Origin of the sequence: Rathayibacter sp. AY1F6, assembly GCF_002932035.1 — a bacterium.
Lineage (GTDB): Bacteria > Actinomycetota > Actinomycetes > Actinomycetales > Microbacteriaceae > Rathayibacter.
The window spans coordinates 36744-55045 of record NZ_PSVD01000020.1 but is presented as its reverse complement, the minus strand read 5'-3'; the positions used below and the strand labels follow the sequence as shown (position 1 = coordinate 55045).

Sequence of the window (18302 nt, the reverse complement as noted above, 5' to 3'; positions counted from 1 at the left end):
GTGATCGTCGTGCTGATCACCTGGCTGAAGCTGCACCCCTTCGTCTCCCTGCTGATCGGAGCGCTGACGACGGGCCTGATCGCGGGGCTGGCGGCGGCGCGGAGGGCGGGGAGGAGGGTCGGTGTCATGAGCGTCCTTGGTCGAGCCGACGGCCAGCGGCCGGCTTTTGTCCGACATAACCTGCGTGTGTCCCGATCATGCCCGAAGATCGGCCGGGGCGCGACTCCGGCGATGGCAGGATGACCGCATGCCCGCGCCGACGCCCTCGCTGCACCACTCGGTGCTGGACGAGCTCGGCTCGCAGATCGTGCGCGGCGAGCTCGCGCCGGGCACCACCTTCAGCGCCGACGAGCGTGCGGAGCGGCGCGGGGTCTCCCGCTCGGTGATGCGGGAGGCGGTGCGCGTCCTCGAGACGCTCGGGCTCGTGACGTCCCGCCGCCGCGCGGGGACGCGGGTCCAGCCTCCGGAGTGCTGGAACGCCCTGGACACGCGGGTCGTCGCATGGGGACTGGACGGCCCGGACCGGCGGCGCCAGCTGCACCAGCTCAGCGAGCTCCGACTCGGGGTGGAGCCGCTCGCGGCCCGGCTCGCCGCGGCGAACGCGACCGAGGAGCAGCGGCGGACGCTCACGGAGGCGGGCGACGCCCTCTCCACCCACTCCCGCGCAGCCGACCAGTCCGCCTACCTCGCCGCCGACACCGCCTTCCACCGCTCCCTCCTGGCCGCGTCCGGCAACCGGATGCTCGCGCAGCTGGGCGATCTGGTCGCCGAGGTCCTCGCCGGCCGCACCCGCAACGCGCTCATGCCGCGCGAGGCCGACTCCACCGCGGTGCGGCTGCACCGGGCGGTGGCCGCCGCCGTCGCCTCGGGCGACGCGGACGCTGCGGAGGCCGCGATGCGGGCGATCGTCGAGGAGTCGGACCGGGCGGTGCAGGAGAGCTGACGGGGTTGCACGCCCGCAGCGCCGCGCGCACAGTGGAGCGCATGGTCGAGGGATACACGTCCGCGCAGGTGCGGGCCGCCGAGGCTCCGCACCTGGCCCGGCGGGAGCCGCTGATGCAGCGCGCCGCCGACGGCCTCGCCCGCGAGCTGCGTCTCGTGCTCGCCGGGCGCTCCGACCGCTCCCGTCCGGCCTCGGTGCTCGTCCTGGTCGGTCCGGGCGACAACGGCGGTGACGCGCTCTACGCGGCCGCCGAGCTCTCCTCCTCCGGAACCGACGTCGTCCTCGTCCTCACGGCCGAGCGGGTGCACCGCCGGGGCCTCGCCGTGGCGCTCGACGAGGGCTGCGGGCAGGTGCCGGCCGACGACGCGCCCGGCCTCGCCGCGGCGGTGGCGCGGGCGGATGTCCTGGTCGACGGGATCCTCGGCATCGGAGCGACGGAGCCCGCGCTGCGGGGGCGGCCGCGCGTCGTCGTCGAGGCGGTGCTCGACGCGCTGGAGCGGCGGGCCGAGCGCCCGGTGGTCGTCGCGGTCGACCTGCCGAGCGGCGTCCATCCCGACGACGGGTCGGTCCCCGATCCCACCGTGCTGCGCGCCGATGTGACGGTCGCCTTCGGCGCGATCAAGGCCGGTCTGCTGCTGCCTCCGGGCGACTCCTACGCGGGCCGTCTGCGCCTGGTCGACATCGGCCTCGGCCCGGACCTGGCCGGAGTGGAGCCCGCGGTCCGCGAGTGAGCGAGCGGCTCAGGAGGGAGCGAGGAGGTGCGCCTTCTCGGGGTGCTGCTCGAACCACTGCCCGACGTACCAGCACATCGGCACGACGCTCCGCCCGCCGGCGGCCTCGATGTCGTCGACGGCGAAGGAGACCAGCTCCCATGCGAGCCCGCGGCCTCGGAAGGGCGGGGTCGTGAAGGAGCGGACGAGGGAGACGCTGCCGGGCGCCTCGCGGTAGTCGAGGACGCCCACCAGGGCGCCGTCGAGGTGGAGCTCGTAGCGCGACGCGTCGTCCGCCCGGCGGAAGTCCTTGGCCATGCCTCCAGAGTAGGACGGCCAGGACGGATCAGGCCTCGTCGCCGAGCATCTCGCCGTCGACGTAGAGCCAGCGACCGTCCTCGCGCAGGAAGCGGCTGCGCTCGTGCACGAGGCGTGGGCCGGCGGGCGAGCGGTAGGAGGCGCGGAACTCGACCAGGCCCTCCTCGTCGCCCTCCCCGCCGAACGAGGTGTCGACGATCTGGAGCCGGCGCCACTGGAGGTCGGGATCGAGGTCGATGCGGCGCGGCCGGGTCGAGGGGTGCCAGCTCGCGAGCAGGTAGGGGGCGCTGCCGAGGACGTTCGCGCTGTAGCGGCTGCGCATCAGGCGCTCCGCCGTCGGCGAGGGCTCCTCGCCGAGGTGGGCGGGGCGGCAGCAGTCGGCGTAGTGGCGGCGGCTTCCGCAGGGGCAGGAGTCGGCGGGATGCATCCGGCCAGTGTGGCAGGCGATGCGACGCCCCCGGCCCGGCGAGGCTCCGGCGAGCGCCGCGACTCCCCGGACCGTCCAGGTGTGCATCCCCTCCACATCCGCTCCGCCGCCTTGAGGGTGCCGCCGGATCCCGGCAACGTGGCCCCCTCATCGACCACGGACGGAAGGAACGACCCGATGCTCACGCTCACCGACAACGCCAGCACCGTCGTCAAGACCATCACCGGGCAGACCGAGACCCCCGTCGAGGGAGGCCTGCGCATCAGCGGCACCGATCTCGACGCCCGCAACTTCGCTGTCGCGGTCGCCGCGGCCCCCGAGACGACGGACGCCGTCGTGGAGCAGGACGGAGCGCGCGTGTTCCTCGACGTCGCCGCCTCCGTCGCTCTCGGCGACAAGGTCCTCGACGCGCAGGTGGACGAGGGCGGCTCCGTCAGCTTCGGGATCGCTCCGCAGGGCTGACCCCGTCGACATCGGAAGCCGCCCCCACCGCAGTGCGGGAGGGCGGCCTCCGTCGTCCCAGGATCAGGAGAGGATGTCGCGGGTGGTGAAGCGGCCGATCGCGAGCGACCCGAACACGGCGACGTAGGCGAGCTGGAGCAGCGCGTTCTCGCCGAAGGAGCTCCACGAGATCGGGTCGCGCAGGAGGTCGGCGAAGTCGAACCACCGATCGGTCAGCAGGAACGGGTGGAGGGCGTCCAGCTGCGAGAGCGAGCCGACGATCTGCGCCGCGATGGAGACGACCACGGTGGCCGCCATGGCGCCGACCGGCACATCGGTCAGCGTCGAGATGAAGAGGCCGATCGCCGAGAGCCCGACCAGCGAGAGCGCCGCGTACACGGCGATCGCCAGGGCCCGGCCGATCGCGTCGGCGAGCGGGACGGTGCTGCCGGAGAGCAGCGTCACCGGTCCCGCCGGGAAGAGCGCCAGGCCGATCAGGATCCCGACCACCATGACGGTGAGTGCTGCGGCGAGGCAGAAGGCGAGGGAGGCGGCGAACTTCACCGCGAGCAGCCGCACGCGGCCGACGGGGCTGACCAGCAGGTAGCGCAGCGTCCCGAGCGAGGCCTCGCCCGCGATCGCGTCGCCGGCGACGACCCCGACCGTGAGCGGGAGGAACAGCGGGACGGCGACCGTGATGGCCGCGAAGCCGGTGAAGAGGCCGTTGCCGGCGATCGCTCCCACGAAGGACGGCCCGCCTCCGTCCCCGCCCGAGAGCCGCACCGCGACGGCGAGCAGGATCGGGATGGCGGCCAGGGCCGCGAGCAGCGCCCAGGTACGGCGCCGGCGGAAGAGCAGGGCGAGCTCGGAGGCGAGCAGGGACCCGATCCCCGCGCGGCGGACGGTCGCGTCAGCGCTCGACATCGAAGCCCTCCCCGGTCAGCTCGACGAAGCGCTCCTCGAGCGAGGGGCGGCGGACGGCGAACCCGCAGACGCGGACGTCGGCCCGCACGAGGTCGGCCACCAGCGTCTCGGCCGCGAGCCCGGGCGGCAGAGCGGCGACGACCAGCGGCGGATCGGCGGGGTGCGGGCCCGGCGCGGTGCGCGGCTCCAGACCCCGGGTGTGCAGAGCCACGATCGCGCGCTCGCGGTCGGGCGTCAGCAGCTCGACCGAGGCGGCGTCCCCGCGCAGCTCGTCCAGCCCGCCCTGGGCGACGAGGCGCCCGGTGCGCATGACGGCGGCGTGGGTGCAGAGCTGCTCGATCTCGGCCAGGAGGTGGCTGGAGACGAGGACGGTCGTGCCGTCCTGGTTCAGTCCGCGCACGAGAGCGCGGACCTCGCGGGTGCCCTGCGGGTCGAGGCCGTTCGTGGGCTCGTCCAGCACGATCAGGTCGCGCGGCGAGAGGAGGGCGACCGCGATGCCGAGCCGCTGCTTCATGCCCAGGGAGTAGGAGCCGACCTTCTTGCGCGCCGCGGCCGAGAGGCCGACGCGGGCGAGGGCCTCCTTCGCGCGGGTGTCGCGGGTGCGGGACGAGGTGCCCGCCTCCGCGGCGTCGAAGCGCCGGAGGTTGGCCGCTCCGGAGAGGAACGGGTAGAAGCCCGGCCCCTCGACCAGCGCCCCCACCCGGGGCAGGACCTCGGCCGCGCGCCGGGGCATGGCCTGCCCGAGGACGGTGATGCTGCCCGCGGTCGGCGCGGCGAGGGCGAGCAGCATCCGGATCGTCGTGGTCTTGCCCGAGCCGTTCGGGCCGAGGAAGCCGAAGACGGCGCCGCGGGGAACGGCGAGGTCGAGACCGGAGACCGCTTCCTGCCGCCCGAAGCGCTTCGTGAGGCCCCGCGTCTCGACGGCGAGCTCGCCCGCCGTCACCGAGCGGAGGCCGCGTCGCGGAGCGCCTCGGCCGGGACCGCGCCGACGAGGACGCGTCCGTCGTCGGTGACGAGGACGGTCAGCAGGGCGGAGGAGAGGATGCGGCCGCCGTCGACCGGCGTGGTGACCGCGTCGAGCGAGGAGAGCGCGTCGGCGTCACCGGCGGGCAGCTCGACGACGCTCGTCCAGCCGGAGCCCGTGGTGACGACGTCGGAGTGCTCGGCCGTGTCCGCGGCGGGCGCGTCCGAGGCGTCCGCCTCGTCGTCGACCGGAGCGGCCTGCTCCGTCACCTCGGCGCCGGCCGGGGGCGTGAAGGAGAAGAGGGACGCGTCGGGTGTCGAGAAGTCGATGCTCGTGTAGGCGACGCTGAACGCGGGCGCGGTGCCCCCGCGGGCGGTCACGGCTACCCCGAGCGGGAGGCCCGTCTCGCCGTCGACCGAGACGGTCACGGAGCCCACGAGGGTGCCGCCGTCGCGGGGCGTGAGCACGAGCTCGTACGCATCGCGCCCGGCGACGCTGACGTCCGAGCCGACCGCGACCGTGGTCGTCGGGTCGATCGCGGCGAGCAGCTGCTCGGTGGCGGACGACGGCGTGACGACCTGATCGCCCGGCGAGGCCTCGGGGGCTCCGCCCGCGGGAGGCACGAGGTGGGTGGCGGTGTTCGCGCTCGAGTCGTAGATCCAGACTCCGTCGGTCGTCGAGGCGACGACGTCGCGCTCGGCGAGCCGGTCGAGCACCTGGAGGCGCACGCCCTTCTCGGCGTCGACGTACACGCGCGCCTGGTGCGAGCCGGTGGCGAGCTCGACGAGGGAGTCGGCGGGGTCGGCGGACGCCGAGCCGGCGGAGCCGCCGAGCGCCGAGAGGTCGGGCAGGCCGAGGTCCGAGGTCTGCTGGATCTCGCCGGAGAACGCCGTGGCGTCGCTCTCGGCGACGAAGGCGAGGAGGTCGGCGGCGGACTTCTCGGGGAGGTCCCCCGCGGCGCTCGCCGAGAGGGGGAGGGCGACGGCCGCGGCGACGACGACCGCGGGGACGACGGCGACGGGCGTCCAGCGCTTCCAGTCAATGCTCATGCCGGGAACGCTACGCCTCGAACCTCCGCGGCGGGCCCGGAGCGTGCCGGTCCACAGCCTTCCGGAAGGGGGTGCGGTCCGAGACCGCGGCCCCTTCCGGAAGGGGGTGCGGTCGGGGATCGCGGCCGGGATGATCAGGGCATGGACCTCCCGTTCGCGCTCCCCGTCGCCCCGATGCTCGCCAAGGCCGTTCCGGCGGTGCCGGAGCAGACCGCCGTCGCGGGCGGATACTCCTACGAGCCGAAGTGGGACGGGTTCCGCGCGATCGTCTCGGTCTCCGGCGGCGAGTGCGAGATCGGGAGCCGCGGCTCCAAGCCGCTGACCCGGTTCTTCCCCGAGCTCGTCGAGGCCTTCCTCCGGCTGCTCCCCGACGGCTGCGTGCTCGACGGCGAGATCGTCCTGGCGACCGGCGAGCCGGGTGCCCAGCGGCTCGACTGGGACCTGCTCTCGCAGCGCATCCATCCGGCCGCGAGCCGCGTGAGGATGCTGGCGGAGACCACCCCGGCGATGCTCGTCGCCTTCGACCTGCTCGCCGTGGACGGGCGCAGCATGCTCGAGGAGCCGTACTCGGCGCGGCGGGAGGCGCTCGCCGCGGTGATGGCCGGCGTCCCGCATCCGCTGCACCTCGGCCGCGCCACCGACGACGAGGTTCTGGCGCGCGACTGGCTCGAGCGCTTCGAGGGCGCAGGACTGGACGGCGTCGTGGCGAAGCCCCTGGCCGCGCCCTACTCCCCCGGGAAGCGCGCCGTGCTCAAGGTCAAGCACCACCGCACGGCCGACGTGATCGCGATCGGGTACCGCGACCATGCCTCCAAGCCGGGCGTGGGCTCGATCCTGCTCGGCCTGCACGGCGACGACGGAGAGGTCCGCCAGGTCGGCGGGGCCTCGGCCTTCAGCGACGAGCGTCGCGTGCAGCTGCTGGAGGAGCTCGCACCCGCGGTCGAGCGCGACGCGGAGGGAGCACCGGTGCGCGGCGAGGGCGAGCGGAGCCGGTTCTCGAGCGGCCGCGACACCTCCTTCGTGCGTCTGCGTCCCGAGCTCGTGCTCGAGGTCCGCTACGACCAGCGCGAGGGCGACCGCTTCCGGCACACCGTGCAGTTCGAGCGCTGGCGCCCGGACCGCGACGCCGCCTCCTGCACCATGGAGCAGCTGGAGCAGCCGACCGCGTACGACCTCGGCGACGTCCTCGGCTAGGCCTTCTTCGCGCGGCTGGGCTGCACGCGGGGCGGCTCGCCCGGCATCTTGGGGAAGTCGGGCGGGAACGGCAGCTCGCCGAGGCCGGCGGCGACATCGCGCTCCCACCAGCCGAGCAGGGCGTCGAGGCGGCCGGGGGCGTCGTGCATCCGTGCCCACGGATCACCGCGCTCGGCGAGGCGCGCCGGGACCGTGCGGATCGTGAAGGCCCGCGGGTCGACGCCGTCGAGCTCGTCCCAGTCCAGCGGAGTGGAGACGGGAGCGTGCGCGAGTGGCCGCGGGCTGTAGGCACCGGCGATCGTCCGGTCGCGGTTGGCCTGGTTGAAGTCGACGAAGATCCGCTCGCCGCGCTCCTCCTTCCACCACGCCGTCGTGACCTGCTCGGGCATCCGCCGCTCCAGCTCGCGCGCCGCGGCGATCACCGCGTGGCGGACGTCGAGGAACTCGTGCTCGGCGACGATCGGCGCGAAGACGTGCAGGCCGCGGTTGCCGGACGTCTTCACGAACGGGTCGAGGCCGGCCTCCCGCAGGACCTCCCGCAGCGCGTGCGCGGCGACGACCGCGTCGGCGACGTCGGTGCCGGGCTGCGGGTCGAGGTCGATCCGGAGCTGGTCGGGCAGGTCGGGCGCATCGGCGCGGGACGCCCACGGGTGGAAGACGACGGTGTTCATCTGCGCCGCCCAGACGGCGGCCGCGGGCTCGTCGATCACGAGCTGCGGATGCACCCGCCCGCTCGGGTACGTCACCGGGACCGACCGGACGTACTCGGGCGCGCCCTTGGGCGGATTCTTCGAGAAGAACTGCTCGCCCTCGATCCCGGAGGAGAAGCGCTGCAGCGAGACGGGGCGGCCGCCGTTCGCCGCGACGAACGGCTCGCCGACGGCGATCAGGTACTCCGCGACCTCGCGTTTGGTGATGCCCGGCTCCGGGAAGAGCACTCGCTCAGGGCTCGAGATCCGCACCTCCCGGTCGCCGTGCGGTCCGGGGACGGTGAGGACGACGGCGTCGCTGCTGGGCATCTGCTGAGGCTAGCCCGCGGCGCCGCCCGGCGACAGGGGTCCGCCGGGGCGTCGCCGCAGCCGGATCGGGCCCTTCGCCCGCGAGGGGTCGACGACCTGTCCGCCCTGCACGATGTCGATCTCGCCCCGGTCGACCAGGCGGCGCGCGGCCCGGCGCACGGGCTCCATCAGCGGCCGCCACTCCTCGCCGCCGACCCGGCGCGCGACCTCGGACGGGCACGCCGTCGACGACGCCGCTCGCGCGAGCAGGACAGTGCGGATCTCCTCCTCGAGCCGCGCCTCCTCCGGACCGACTCCGCGACGGCGGCAGGCGTCCGAGCAGTAGCGGACGTCCTCCCAGTCCCGTGCCCACTTCGCGCGCCACTCGATCTCGCGACCGCAGGAGGCGCAGGTCTTGCTCTCGGGATGCGCGGTGGACGTGCGCTGACGGTGGGCCATGCCCTCGAGTCTGCGCGCAGACCGCGGCCGCAGCGACGGGTTGCGCTGAGGGCGAGCGACGGGCGCGCGGAGGCCGGCGCCGACGACGGGCACCCGATCCGGCGTGATCGGGAACAGGGAGCGGCGGATCGGCGTTCCCCGAGGTGGCGGCGTCATACTCCGCAATGGGGCGGCCCTCCCCCGGCCGGTGCGCCAGTCTGGAGGAGCCGTGCTGCGGCGCGACGGCGGGCCACCACCCCGTGCCGCACCCTCGATCGATCAGGAGTCTCCGATGAGCCGCGAGAACCTCGCCACCACCCCGGACCGCGAGCCGGAGCACCGCGCCTTCGCCGGACTCTCCCCGGAGGACTTCAAGCTCGCGTTCCGCAACCACGCCGCCGGAGTCGCGCTGATCACCGCCGACCCGGGCACCGGCCCGGTCGCCCTGACCGCGACCTCCGTCTTCTCGGTGAGCGCCGAGCCGCCGCTGTTCGTCTTCTCACTCTCGTCCGCCTCGTCCAGCTCTCCGGCCATCCAGGCGTCCGAGACGCTGGTCGTGCACCTGCTCGGGGCGGAGCAGCTCGACCTGGCGCGCCTGGGCTCGACCAGCGGCATCGACCGCTTCGCCGACACGTCGCTCTGGTCGCGGCTGCCCACGGGCGAGCCGTTCTTCCCGGGCGCCGCCGCCTGGATCCGCGGCACGGTGATCAACCGCATGGAGGCGGGATCGTCCACGATCGTCGCCGTGCACGCCCTCGAGGCCCACGTGCCCGAGGACTCCGAGACCACGGCGCCGCTCGTCTACCACAACCGCACCTGGCACCACCTCGGCGAGCACTCCCGCCTCAGCTGAGCTCCGCGGGCGATCCGAAGAAGGCGGTTCAGGCCTCCGACCCGGTCGCCACCGTCCGGCCCGGCGTGCTCGACCACTGCGACCAGGAGCCCGGGTAGAGCGCCGGCGCGAAGCCCGCGAGCGTGAGCGCGACGACGTCGACCGCGGCCGAGACGCCGCTGCCGCAGTACACGCCGACGGGGGCGTCCTCCCGTACGCCGAGCGCCTCGAATCCCGCGCGCAGGTCGGAGGCGGGCCGGAACCGCCCCTCGGAGTCGAGCGCCGCGGACGCCGGAGCGTTCCGAGCGCCGGGGATGTGGCCCGCCCGCGGGTCGATCGGCTCGACCTCGCCGCGGTACCGCTCAGGGGCGCGGGCGTCGAGCAGGACGCCCGCCGAGGGCAGCGCCGCCGCCTCGTCGATGTCCAGCACCGGGAGCCGACCGTAGGCCAGCTCGACGTCGCCCCGCTCGCGCGGGACGTCGCCCGTCTCGAGCTCCCGCCCCGAGCGGATCCAGCCGGCGAGCGACCCGTCGAGCAGGCGGACGTCCTCCACTCCCGTCGCCCGCAGCAGCCACCAGGCCCGCGCGGCCGGGACGCTACGCGCGTCGTCGTACACGACGACGGACCGGCCCCGGCGGAGCCCCCAGCCGCGCGCCGCCTCCTGCAGCACCTCGATCGGAGGCAGCGGGTGGCGCCCCTCCTCCGGCTCGCCGTGGGCGGCCAGCTCGTGATCGAGGTCGACGTGCACCGCGCCGGGCAGGTGACCCGCGAGGTACTCCGGGCGGCCGTCGGGCCGGTCGAGGCGCCAGCGCACGTCGAGGACGAGCGGCGGCTCGGTGGAGGCCATCAGCTCGGCGAGCTCGTCAGGGGTGACCAGCAGGCTCTCGCGGCTGGAGGGGGTCGTCGGGGTCATGGCGTCCTTCCGATCCGCGTCGTCGGCGGAGTCCTGCCCCAGCATGCCGGGTCGCCCGGCGGCGCGGGAGCTCGGGCGGCAGCGGAGCATCAGTGCGCAAGGCGCCTTGTCGATGGTCGTCTGCCGGAGAGCCTCTCGCGCAGGCGGGTCGTGTTCACCACTCGAGACCCGCGGGCGCGGCCCGGAGGCCTGCAGGGGACCGCTCGGGCCTGAGAGAGGAGGGCGAGGCTCTCGACGTCGGAGGACCGCCGAAGGCCCGCCCCTCCGGCAGGGGCGGACCTTCGCTGCCTTCAGTTGGACTCGCAGGCGAACCCGTCGTCGTCCCTGTCGAGCCCTGCGACATCGCCGTAGTACGGGTAGTACAGGTCGAAGTACCGCTGAGCTGAGGCCTGGTCCGGGAAGTCGTCGCAGTTCACAGCGTCGCCGGGATAAGCAGGTCGTCCCGGGCCGGGCGCCGGTGCCGGCGCCGGCGCCGCGGCCTGCGTGCTCGCCCAGAGTGCGCGGCCCTGCGGCGAGTAGATCACCAGGTTGCCGTCGTTCTGCATGACCATCCGGGAGCCCGGGCTGCCCGCCGTGCCGGACTGCCAGCGCGCTCCGCCGGAGCCCGCGTAGACCACGGCGTTGCCGTCGGACTGCATCTCGAGCCGATTGCCGCCTCCGGACGTGCCGGCCGCCCAGCGGGCCGAGCCGCGCGAGTAGACGACGAGGTTGCCGTCGCCCTGCATGACCGCCTCGCTCCCTCCGTCGGAGGAGCGCAGCAGCTGACCGGACGTGAGCCGGTTCCCGGAGGAGAGGGTGTCCCGGACGGCGGGCGCGGGCGGCGCCGGAGGAGTGTCGCTCGCCCACAGCGCGCGGCCCGAGGCGGAGTAGACGACCAGGTTGCCGTCGTTCTGCATCTGCAGGCGGGATCCCGGGTTGCCCGCCGTACCCGAGGCCCAGAGGGGTCGGCCCGAGGCGGAGGTGACCACGGCGTTGCCGTCGGACTGCATCGAGAGCGTCTCGCCCTCGCCCTGGGTGCCGGCGCCCCAGCGGACGTCCCCCCGCGAGTAGACCGCGAGATTGCCGTCGCCCTGCAGGGAGGCGCGCGACCGGCCGTCCGGCGAGGTGAGCTGCTGTCCCCGGCTGAGCCGCGAGCCGGAGGAGAGGACGTCGCGGATCTCAGGCGCGCGCGAGGTCGAGCTCGCCCAGAGCGGCCGTCCGGAGGCGGCGGTGATCACCAGGTTGCCGTCGTTCTGCATCCGCATCCGCGCGCCCGGGTTCCCGGGCGTTCCCGCCTGCCAGCGCACGCCGGACCCGGCGGCCGAGACCACCGCGTTCCCGTCGGTCTGCATCGCGAGGCGGTTGCCCGCTCCGGAGGTGACGGAGCTCCAGCGCGGGGATCCGTCCACGGAGACGACGAGATTGCCGTCGCTCTGCATCGCGGCGCGCGAGCGGCCGTCGGAGGCGGTCAGCTGCTGTCCCGGAGAGAGCTCGCGCCCGCTGTCGAGGACGTCGGCGATCGGCTCCGGCTCGGGCTCCTGCTCGTCGGCCGAGGACCAGGCCGTGTCCCCGTTCGGGCGGACGAGCACGAGCTGCCCGTCGTCCTGGATGAGGGCGAGCGCGCCGGTCTCTCCCGCGGTCCCGGACGCCCAGACGGGCGTGCCGGAGCCGGTCACGACGACGAGGTTGCCGTCCTCCTGCATCCGCACCGTGGTCGCTCCGGTGCCCTGGGTCCTGGTGCTCCAGACGGGGCGGCGTCCGGCGTCGTAGATCACGGCGTTGCCGTCCGCCTGCATCTCGAAGCTCGCGGAGTCTCCGTTCGAGAAGATGCGCTCCCCCGCGTCGAGCGAGTCGCCGCCGAGGAGAGCGTTCGTGTAGGTCTGCGATCCGCGCGCCTCTGCGGGCGGAGTCTCCCCAGGGACGAAGGCGGTCGGAGTCTCGGCGACGGCCTGCGTCGCGAGGGCGGACGCCGCCAGAGCGGCGGAACCGCCCGCGGCGAGCAGGCAGGCGAGGGCCATCGCCGCGAGGCGATGAGGAGGTCGTGGCACGGAGAGCCCTTTCGGAGGCGGCGGCGGAAGCCGGGGTCGAGCGGAGCCTGGCACGCGCTCGCCACGGCCGTCCATCCGGGCCGCGCGGAACCACTCAGCCGGAGCGGGCGATCCGCGCCGGCTGCGCGGGCGCCGCCTCCGGACCACGGAGCCTCCGGCCGGCTCGCGCGCCCCGGTCGGGGGCGGCGGCGATCGACGCGGATCGACGGAGGACGTGCTCCCACGGCCGGAGCGCACCCCGCGCGGGCGCCCCGGGAGGCGGCTCGGACCTCCCGCGGCACGGAGGAGGTCCCCGTTCCTCCTAAAATCGGAGGCATGTCGAAAGTGTTGAGCAGTCTGCCCGTGGGCGAGCGTGTCGGAATCGCATTCTCGGGAGGCCTCGACACATCCGTCGCCGTCGCCTGGATGCGCGAGAAGGGCGCGGTGCCCTGCACGTACACGGCCGACATCGGCCAGTACGACGAGCCCGACATCGAGAGCGTCCCGTCCCGCGCGGCCCAGTACGGCGCCGAGATCTCGCGCCTCGTCGACGCGAAGAGCGCGCTGGTCGAGGAGGGGCTCGTCGCCCTGCAGTGCGGCGCTTTCCACATCCGCTCCGGCGGCAAGACCTACTTCAACACCACCCCCCTCGGCCGCGCCGTGACCGGCACCCTCCTCGTCCGCGCCATGCGCGAGGACGGCGTCGACATCTGGGGCGACGGCTCGACCTACAAGGGCAACGACATCGAGCGGTTCTACCGCTACGGCCTGCTCGCCAACCCCCGCCTGCGCATCTACAAGCCCTGGCTCGACGTGCAGTTCGTCAACGAGCTCGGCGGCCGCACCGAGATGTCGGAGTGGCTGGTCGCCCGCGGCTTCCCCTACCGCGACGCCACCGAGAAGGCCTACTCGACCGACGCCAACATCTGGGGCGCCACCCACGAGGCCAAGCGCCTCGAGGAGCTCTCCAGCGGCCTCGAGCTCGTCGAGCCGATCATGGGGGTCGCGTCGTGGCGCGACGAGGTCGAGATCGCCTCCGAGGTCGTCTCGGTGCGCTTCGAGGCCGGCCGCCCCGTCGCGCTGAACGGCGTCGAGTTCTCGGACGCCGTCGCGCTCGTGCTCGAGGCGAACGCGATCGGCGGACGCCACGGGCTCGGCGTCTCGGACCAGATCGAGAACCGGATCATCGAGGCCAAGAGCCGCGGCATCTACGAGGCCCCCGGCATGGCGCTGCTGCACATCGCCTACGAGCGCCTGCTGAACGCGATCCACAACGAGGACACCGTCGCCCAGTACCACTCGGAGGGCCGTCGTCTCGGCCGCCTGATGTACGAGGGCCGCTGGCTCGACCCGCAGTCGCTGATGCTGCGCGAGTCCATCCAGCGCTGGGTCGGCTCGGCCGTCTCCGGGGAGGTCACCCTGCGTCTGCGCCGCGGCGACGACTACACGATCCTCGACACGACCGGCCCCGCGCTGAGCTACCACCCGGACAAGCTCTCGATGGAGCGGGTCGGCGACGCCGCCTTCGGCCCCGAGGACCGCATCGGGCAGCTCACGATGCGCAATCTCGACATCGCCGACTCCCGCTCGCGGCTCGAGCAGTACGCGGCCGCCGGCCTCGTCGGCGGTCCGACCGCCGAGCTCGTCGGCGAGCTCGAGATCGGCGAGGCCGACGCGATCACCGAGGGCGGCGGGTCCGCAGCGGCCGATGCGCTCGGACGCGCCACCGACCTGGCCTCGGAGGGTGCGGCGTTCGACGCCGGAACCGACTGAACCCGCCCGCCCGACGCCCCCGCGCGCATCCGTCCCACGGGGACGCGAGGCGCACGGGGGCGTCGTGCTGTGCGGACCGACCCGGCGCGCCGGCTGCGAGGGCGGGCCCGGCGCGAGAGCGGTGCTCCGGCGTTCGTCGCGACGGCCGTCAGGGCGCGGAGGATCGGACGAGCGCGAGCGCGGCGTCCACGGTGGCGAGCGACTGCGCCGGATCGACGCGGGCCAGCACGAGCGCGGCCACCAGGAGCGACACGAGGACGTCCGCCTGAGCCGACGCCCACGCCTGCGCGTCGGGCCAGCGGGCGAGCGCTCCGGCGCGCAGTGCGCCCAGCAGCTCGGCCCGGTAGTCGGCGATCACCTCGCGCACGGCGTCGTCGCGCGCGATCGGCGCGCCCGCGGCGTTGAGCAGCAGGCAGCCGCTCCTCGCGGAGAGCGTGCGGGAGTCGGCGAGCGCCGCCCGCAGCCCGGCGAAGTACTCCTCGAGCGCCGTCGGCGACGCCCCTCGCGGATCGACGAGCGGGGCGAGCCGGGGCCGCACCACCTCGTCGAGGTAGCTCTGCACGGCAGCGTCGAAGAGCCCGCGCTTGCTGCCGAAGGCGTGGTAGAGGCTGGAGCGGCGCAGTCCGGTCGCGGACTCCAGGTCCGGGAGCGACGCCTCCTCGAAGCCGCTCTCCCAGAAGACGGCGCGGGCGGCGCGGACGACCTGCTCGGTGTCGAAGCCCTGCGTGCGACCCACGGTGCTCCTCCTGAGGGGTGACAGCTGCGGCGCCGCACTGGCGCGGACCGCTCGCTCCAGTATATTGTGGACTGGTCGTTACACAATCGGTGCGGAGCCCTCCGCATCACGACCATCGCCTGGAGGCCCGCCGTGATCGTTCTCGGACTGGTGCTCGCCGCTCTCGCCGCGGCGCTGCACGTCTACATCTTCGTGCTCGAGTCGGTCCTCTGGACGACCTCGCGCGCCCGAACGACGTTCGGCACGACCGCCGGCGAGGCGGAGGCGACGAAGGAGATGGCCTACAACCAGGGCTTCTACAACCTCTTCCTCGCCGTCGTCACCGCGGCGGGCATCGTCGCCGTCGCGATCGGCGCCACCGCCGTCGGCGCGGCCCTCGTGTTCGCCGGCGCCGGATCGATGGTCGCCGCAGCACTCGTCCTGCTCCTCTCCGCTCCGACCAAGCGCCGCGCCGCGCTGACCCAGATGACCCCGGGTCTGCTCGCGGTGATCGCGCTCGCCGTCGGCCTCTCACTCTGATCCCCTCCGCTCCACCACCACGAAAGGTCCTATGAGCACCGTCACCAGCACCCAGATCCAGCTCGTCCGCCGCCCCGACGGCTGGCCCGTCGCCGAGGACTTCCGGACCGCGACCGTCGAGTACGGCGACCCGGCCGCGGGCGAGATCCGCGTCGAGAACGCCTTCCTCTCGGTCGACCACTACATGCGCGGCCGCATGAACGACGTGAAGAGCTACACCCCGCCCTTCGCCCTCGGCGAGACCATGACCGGCGGTGCCGTCGGCCGGGTGACCGTCTCCGACGACCCCGCGTTCCCTGTCGGCAGCGCGGTCCTGCACCAGCTCGGCTGGCGCGACGTCGTGCAGGCCGAGTCGTCGCAGTTCCGCGTCGTCCCCGAGATCCCCGGAGTGCCGCTCTCGCTCCGCCTCGGCATCCTCGGGATGACCGGACTCACCGCGTACGTCGGGCTCACCGCCATCGCGGGCATGAAGGAGGGCGACACCGTCTTCGTCTCGGGCGCCGCGGGAGCCGTCGGCTCGGCCGCCGGCCAGATCGCGCGCCTCCTCGGAGCCGAGCGGGTCGTCGGATCCGCGGGTTCGGCCGAGAAGGTCGCCCTGCTGACCGAGAAGTACGGCTACGACGCCGCCTTCGACTACCACTCCGGCCCGGTCCGCGAGCAGCTGGCCGAGGCCGCGCCCGACGGGATCGACGTGTACTTCGACAACGTCGGCGGCGACCACCTCGAGGCGGCCCTCGACGCCTTCCGCGACGGCGGCCGCGCGGCGCTCTGCGGAGCGATCGCCGGCTACAACAGCACCGAGAAGACGCCCGGCCCCGACAACATGGCGAACATCATCACCCGCGGTCTCACGCTGCGCGGATTCACGCTGTCCGGCTACCTCGACCACGCGCCGGAGTTCAACCGGCTGATGGCCGGCTGGTTCGCCGACGGAGAGATCGCCTACGACGAGACCGTCGTCGACGGCATCGACCACGCCGTGGACGCGTTCCTCTCGATGATGCGCGGCGGCAACACCGGGAAGATGGTCGTCCGCATCTAGCGCCGACACCGGTGCGGCGGGCGCGGGGAGGGGCACCTCCGGACGCCCGCCGCATCCGTCCTCCTCCTCCCTGACCGGGACCTCCGAGCATGCTCGCGGATCCGCGGAGCCGATCGGTCCGGGCGGTGGCAGACTGCGGACATGAGCACGTTCTCGCACCGGACCGGCGCCTCCGCGCTGGCAGCAGCAGCACTCGTCCTCGTCCTCTCCGGCTGCGCGGGCAGCGGCGGAGCCCCGTCCGCGCGGACGCCGCTCCCGACGCCGACCGCGACCCCGACGTCTTCGCCGACTCCCGCTCCGACGCCGACTCCCACCGTGACCGTGACGGTCACGGCGACCCCCGAGCCCTCGTCGACCGGTTCTCCCGCCGCGGATCCGGCGGCGGCGCGCTGCACAGGCTCCGACCTGACGATGGAGTACCGCCCCGACCCCGACGCGTCGGGTGCCGGGAACAGCGCCTTCGACCTCGTGCTCACCAGCACCTCCTCCTCCGACTGCGCTCTCGCGGGCATCCCCGGCGTCTACGCGACCGACGCCGACGGGAACCGGATCAGCGCGGTCGCCGACGCGTCCGGCCCGAACCCCGACGCTCCCGTGATCCTCGTCCCGGGCGCCCGGGCGGACGTCCGGGTCGCCTGGCACTCCCCCGGCGCCTACGGCTGCACGGTCGGGACCTCCGCGTACCTCGTCGCCGAGGTCCTCGACGCCCCGGACGGCGCGGTCCGCGCCCCCGCCGAGCTCCAGGTGTGCACCGACGGCACCGTGATGATGGACGCCTCCGCCTACACGCTGCTCTGAGCCCTCCCCGACCGCGCACGCCTCCCGCGCGGCCCGCTCACCGGGCGCGACCCCTTGACCGGGCGCGGCGCAGCCGGGACCCTCGCACTACACGTCCCCACCCCACCCCGGAGGTCACCATGAAGGTCGGCTCACTCGTTCTCCGTCTCGCCGTCGGCGGGCTCTTCGTCGGACACGGTCTGCAGAAGCTGCGGGGCTCGTTCGACGGCCCCGGCCTCGACGGCACCGAGCAGATGATGTCGAGCCTGGAGATGCACCCGGCCCGGCGCAACGCCGTCGCCGCAGCGGTGACCGAGACGGCCGGAGGCGCCGCTCTCGCCCTCGGCGCCGCGACTCCGCTCGCCGCCGCCGGACTCGTCGCCACGATGGTCACCGCCGTGCGCAAGGTGCACTGGAGCAACGGCCTGTGGAACGCGGGCGGCGGGTGGGAGTACAACGCCGTCCTCGTCGCGGCGACGGCCGCGATCGTCGCGGACGGCCCCGGCGCGCTCTCGTTCGACGCCCTGATCGGCAAGCGCAAGTGGGGAGCCGGCTGGGTGCTGTTCGCCCTGATCGGCGGAGCGGCTGCGTCGACCGCCCTGATCGAGGCCGGCCGACGCGCCGCGCCGGTCGGAGCGGGCACCTCCGGCTCCGACGACGGCGGGTCGGACGACGACGGCGCCGACTCGACCGCCTCGTAGCCCCGCTCCGCCGCACTGTGCGGGCGCGGTAGCGTCGGAGGCGTGACCGAGACACGCGCCTCCGACCCCGATCGCCCCGAGACCGACGCGCTCGCCCTCTGGCTCGCGGCGGTCGAGCGCCTCGACGCTCAGGACGACCCGGACGGCGTCGTCGAGCGGATGCGCGTCCTCGCAGCCCGCTACCCGGGACACGACGGAGTCGCCGCTTTCGAGCTGGGCGGCGCCCTCGACAGCGCGGGACACGGGGCGGAGGCGGCGGTCGAGTACGAGCGCGCCCTCGCAGCCGGCCTGGATGACGAGCGGCGGGCGCGGTTGACGATCCAGTACGCCTCGACACTCCGGAACCTCGGCCGCACCGATGAGGCGATCGACCTCCTCGCCGGCGCCGCCGCGCACCCCGCGGTGGGCTCCGCGCGGGAGGTGTTCCTCGCGCTCGCCCTGCACAGCGCCGGGCGCGTCGACGAGGCCCTGCGGATCGCGCTGGAGGCGCTGGCTCCGGGGCTCCCCCGGTACCAGCGCTCCGTCCGCGCCTACGCCGCCGCCCTCACCGACCCCGAGCAGTAGCGCGGAGGCTCGGCGCGGCGAGCGCCGAACCTC

The 18302-nt window shown here is 74.3% G+C and carries 21 protein-coding genes; 11 read left to right on the top strand and 10 right to left on the bottom strand.

Translation table 11 applies throughout. The annotated features are described in order from the left end of the window. Positions 1 to 247 precede the first annotated feature (247 nt). On the top strand, positions 248 to 943 hold the full coding sequence (locus C5C44_RS13950; protein ID WP_104318946.1) for a FadR/GntR family transcriptional regulator: 696 nt from the start codon (positions 248 to 250) through the stop codon (positions 941 to 943). 41 nt (positions 944 to 984) lie between these two features. After that, positions 985 to 1674: an NAD(P)H-hydrate epimerase gene (locus C5C44_RS13945; protein WP_104267409.1), complete on the top strand. Its 690-nt coding sequence runs from the start codon at positions 985 to 987 to the stop codon at positions 1672 to 1674. Positions 1675 to 1683: 9 nt separating this feature from the next. Here the strand turns inward: C5C44_RS13945 and C5C44_RS13940 are convergent, their stop codons facing one another. Next, positions 1684 to 1971: a GNAT family N-acetyltransferase gene (locus C5C44_RS13940; protein WP_104336036.1), complete on the bottom strand. Its 288-nt coding sequence runs from the start codon at positions 1969 to 1971 to the stop codon at positions 1684 to 1686. A gap of 28 nt (positions 1972 to 1999) precedes the next feature. Further along, the gene (locus C5C44_RS13935; protein WP_104336039.1) at positions 2000 to 2398 is read right to left on the bottom strand and encodes a YchJ family protein; all 399 of its coding nucleotides are present in this window, start codon (positions 2396 to 2398) and stop codon (positions 2000 to 2002) included. 177 nt (positions 2399 to 2575) lie between these two features. Here C5C44_RS13935 and C5C44_RS13930 point away from each other — a divergent pair, with 177 nt between their 5' ends. Continuing rightward, complete coding sequence (locus C5C44_RS13930) at positions 2576 to 2860, top strand: hypothetical protein (protein WP_104225397.1); 285 nt, start codon at positions 2576 to 2578, stop codon at positions 2858 to 2860. A gap of 63 nt (positions 2861 to 2923) precedes the next feature. Here C5C44_RS13930 and C5C44_RS13925 read toward each other — a convergent pair whose 3' ends face one another. Genes C5C44_RS13925 through C5C44_RS16770 form a run of 3 tightly spaced genes read right to left on the bottom strand, consistent with a single transcriptional unit; the run spans position 2924 to position 5776 of the window. After that, positions 2924 to 3763, bottom strand: a complete 840-nt coding sequence (locus tag C5C44_RS13925) for an ABC transporter permease (protein ID WP_104336035.1) — start codon at positions 3761 to 3763, stop codon at positions 2924 to 2926. Next, a complete protein-coding gene (locus C5C44_RS13920) occupies positions 3750 to 4706 on the bottom strand; it encodes an ABC transporter ATP-binding protein (protein WP_104336034.1) in 957 nt (318 codons plus the stop codon). The genes C5C44_RS13925 and C5C44_RS13920 overlap by 14 nt, the downstream gene beginning before the upstream one ends. Then, entirely contained in the window at positions 4703 to 5776 is a 1074-nt protein-coding gene (locus tag C5C44_RS16770; RefSeq protein ID WP_146084347.1) for a DUF2092 domain-containing protein, read from the bottom strand. The genes C5C44_RS13920 and C5C44_RS16770 overlap by 4 nt, the downstream gene beginning before the upstream one ends. A gap of 141 nt (positions 5777 to 5917) precedes the next feature. On the opposite strand from C5C44_RS16770, the gene C5C44_RS13910 reads away from it, so the two are divergent. Then, the gene (locus C5C44_RS13910; RefSeq protein WP_104336033.1) at positions 5918 to 6970 is read left to right on the top strand and encodes an ATP-dependent DNA ligase; all 1053 of its coding nucleotides are present in this window, start codon (positions 5918 to 5920) and stop codon (positions 6968 to 6970) included. On the opposite strand, the gene ligD is transcribed toward C5C44_RS13910, so the two are convergent. Then, entirely contained in the window at positions 6967 to 7989 is a 1023-nt protein-coding gene (gene ligD / locus C5C44_RS13905) for a non-homologous end-joining DNA ligase (RefSeq protein ID WP_181028781.1), read from the bottom strand. The two genes, C5C44_RS13910 and ligD, sit on opposite strands and share 4 nt — an antisense overlap. Before the next feature lie 9 nt (positions 7990 to 7998). Continuing rightward, positions 7999 to 8427, bottom strand: coding sequence for a DUF2256 and DUF3253 domain-containing protein (locus C5C44_RS13900; protein WP_104233370.1), 429 nt, complete (start codon positions 8425 to 8427; stop codon positions 7999 to 8001). Positions 8428 to 8698: 271 nt separating this feature from the next. Between C5C44_RS13900 and C5C44_RS13895 the strand changes: the two genes are divergently transcribed. Then, entirely contained in the window at positions 8699 to 9259 is a 561-nt protein-coding gene (locus C5C44_RS13895; protein ID WP_104222547.1) for a flavin reductase family protein, read from the top strand. A gap of 28 nt (positions 9260 to 9287) precedes the next feature. On the opposite strand, the gene C5C44_RS13890 is transcribed toward C5C44_RS13895, so the two are convergent. Next, entirely contained in the window at positions 9288 to 10151 is an 864-nt protein-coding gene (locus C5C44_RS13890) for a sulfurtransferase (protein WP_104288305.1), read from the bottom strand. 290 nt (positions 10152 to 10441) lie between these two features. Further along, positions 10442 to 12148, bottom strand: coding sequence for an excalibur calcium-binding domain-containing protein (locus C5C44_RS13885; RefSeq protein WP_181132847.1), 1707 nt, complete (start codon positions 12146 to 12148; stop codon positions 10442 to 10444). 345 nt (positions 12149 to 12493) lie between these two features. On the opposite strand from C5C44_RS13885, the gene argG reads away from it, so the two are divergent. Next, positions 12494 to 13930 carry an argininosuccinate synthase gene (gene argG, locus C5C44_RS13880; protein WP_104222545.1) on the top strand — a complete coding sequence of 479 codons (1437 nt, stop codon included), beginning with the start codon at positions 12494 to 12496 and terminating at the stop codon, positions 13928 to 13930. 148 nt (positions 13931 to 14078) lie between these two features. Here argG and C5C44_RS13875 read toward each other — a convergent pair whose 3' ends face one another. Next, entirely contained in the window at positions 14079 to 14666 is a 588-nt protein-coding gene (locus C5C44_RS13875; RefSeq protein WP_104238589.1) for a TetR/AcrR family transcriptional regulator, read from the bottom strand. 132 nt (positions 14667 to 14798) lie between these two features. Between C5C44_RS13875 and C5C44_RS13870 the strand changes: the two genes are divergently transcribed. The 5 genes from C5C44_RS13870 (at position 14799) to C5C44_RS13845 (ending at position 18269) form a co-directional block, all read left to right on the top strand. Next, positions 14799 to 15185: a DUF1304 domain-containing protein gene (locus C5C44_RS13870; RefSeq protein WP_104336031.1), complete on the top strand. Its 387-nt coding sequence runs from the start codon at positions 14799 to 14801 to the stop codon at positions 15183 to 15185. A 31-nt stretch (positions 15186 to 15216) separates the two neighbouring features. Beyond that, a complete protein-coding gene (locus tag C5C44_RS13865; protein ID WP_104336030.1) occupies positions 15217 to 16227 on the top strand; it encodes an NADP-dependent oxidoreductase in 1011 nt (336 codons plus the stop codon). 141 nt (positions 16228 to 16368) lie between these two features. After that, a complete protein-coding gene (locus tag C5C44_RS17110; RefSeq protein WP_181132845.1) occupies positions 16369 to 17025 on the top strand; it encodes a DUF4232 domain-containing protein in 657 nt (218 codons plus the stop codon). Positions 17026 to 17144: 119 nt separating this feature from the next. Further along, on the top strand, positions 17145 to 17705 hold the full coding sequence (locus C5C44_RS13850; RefSeq protein ID WP_104336028.1) for a DoxX family protein: 561 nt from the start codon (positions 17145 to 17147) through the stop codon (positions 17703 to 17705). Positions 17706 to 17747: 42 nt separating this feature from the next. Beyond that, a complete protein-coding gene (locus tag C5C44_RS13845) occupies positions 17748 to 18269 on the top strand; it encodes a tetratricopeptide repeat protein (RefSeq protein WP_258066747.1) in 522 nt (173 codons plus the stop codon). The last annotated feature ends 33 nt before the right edge of the window (positions 18270 to 18302 follow it).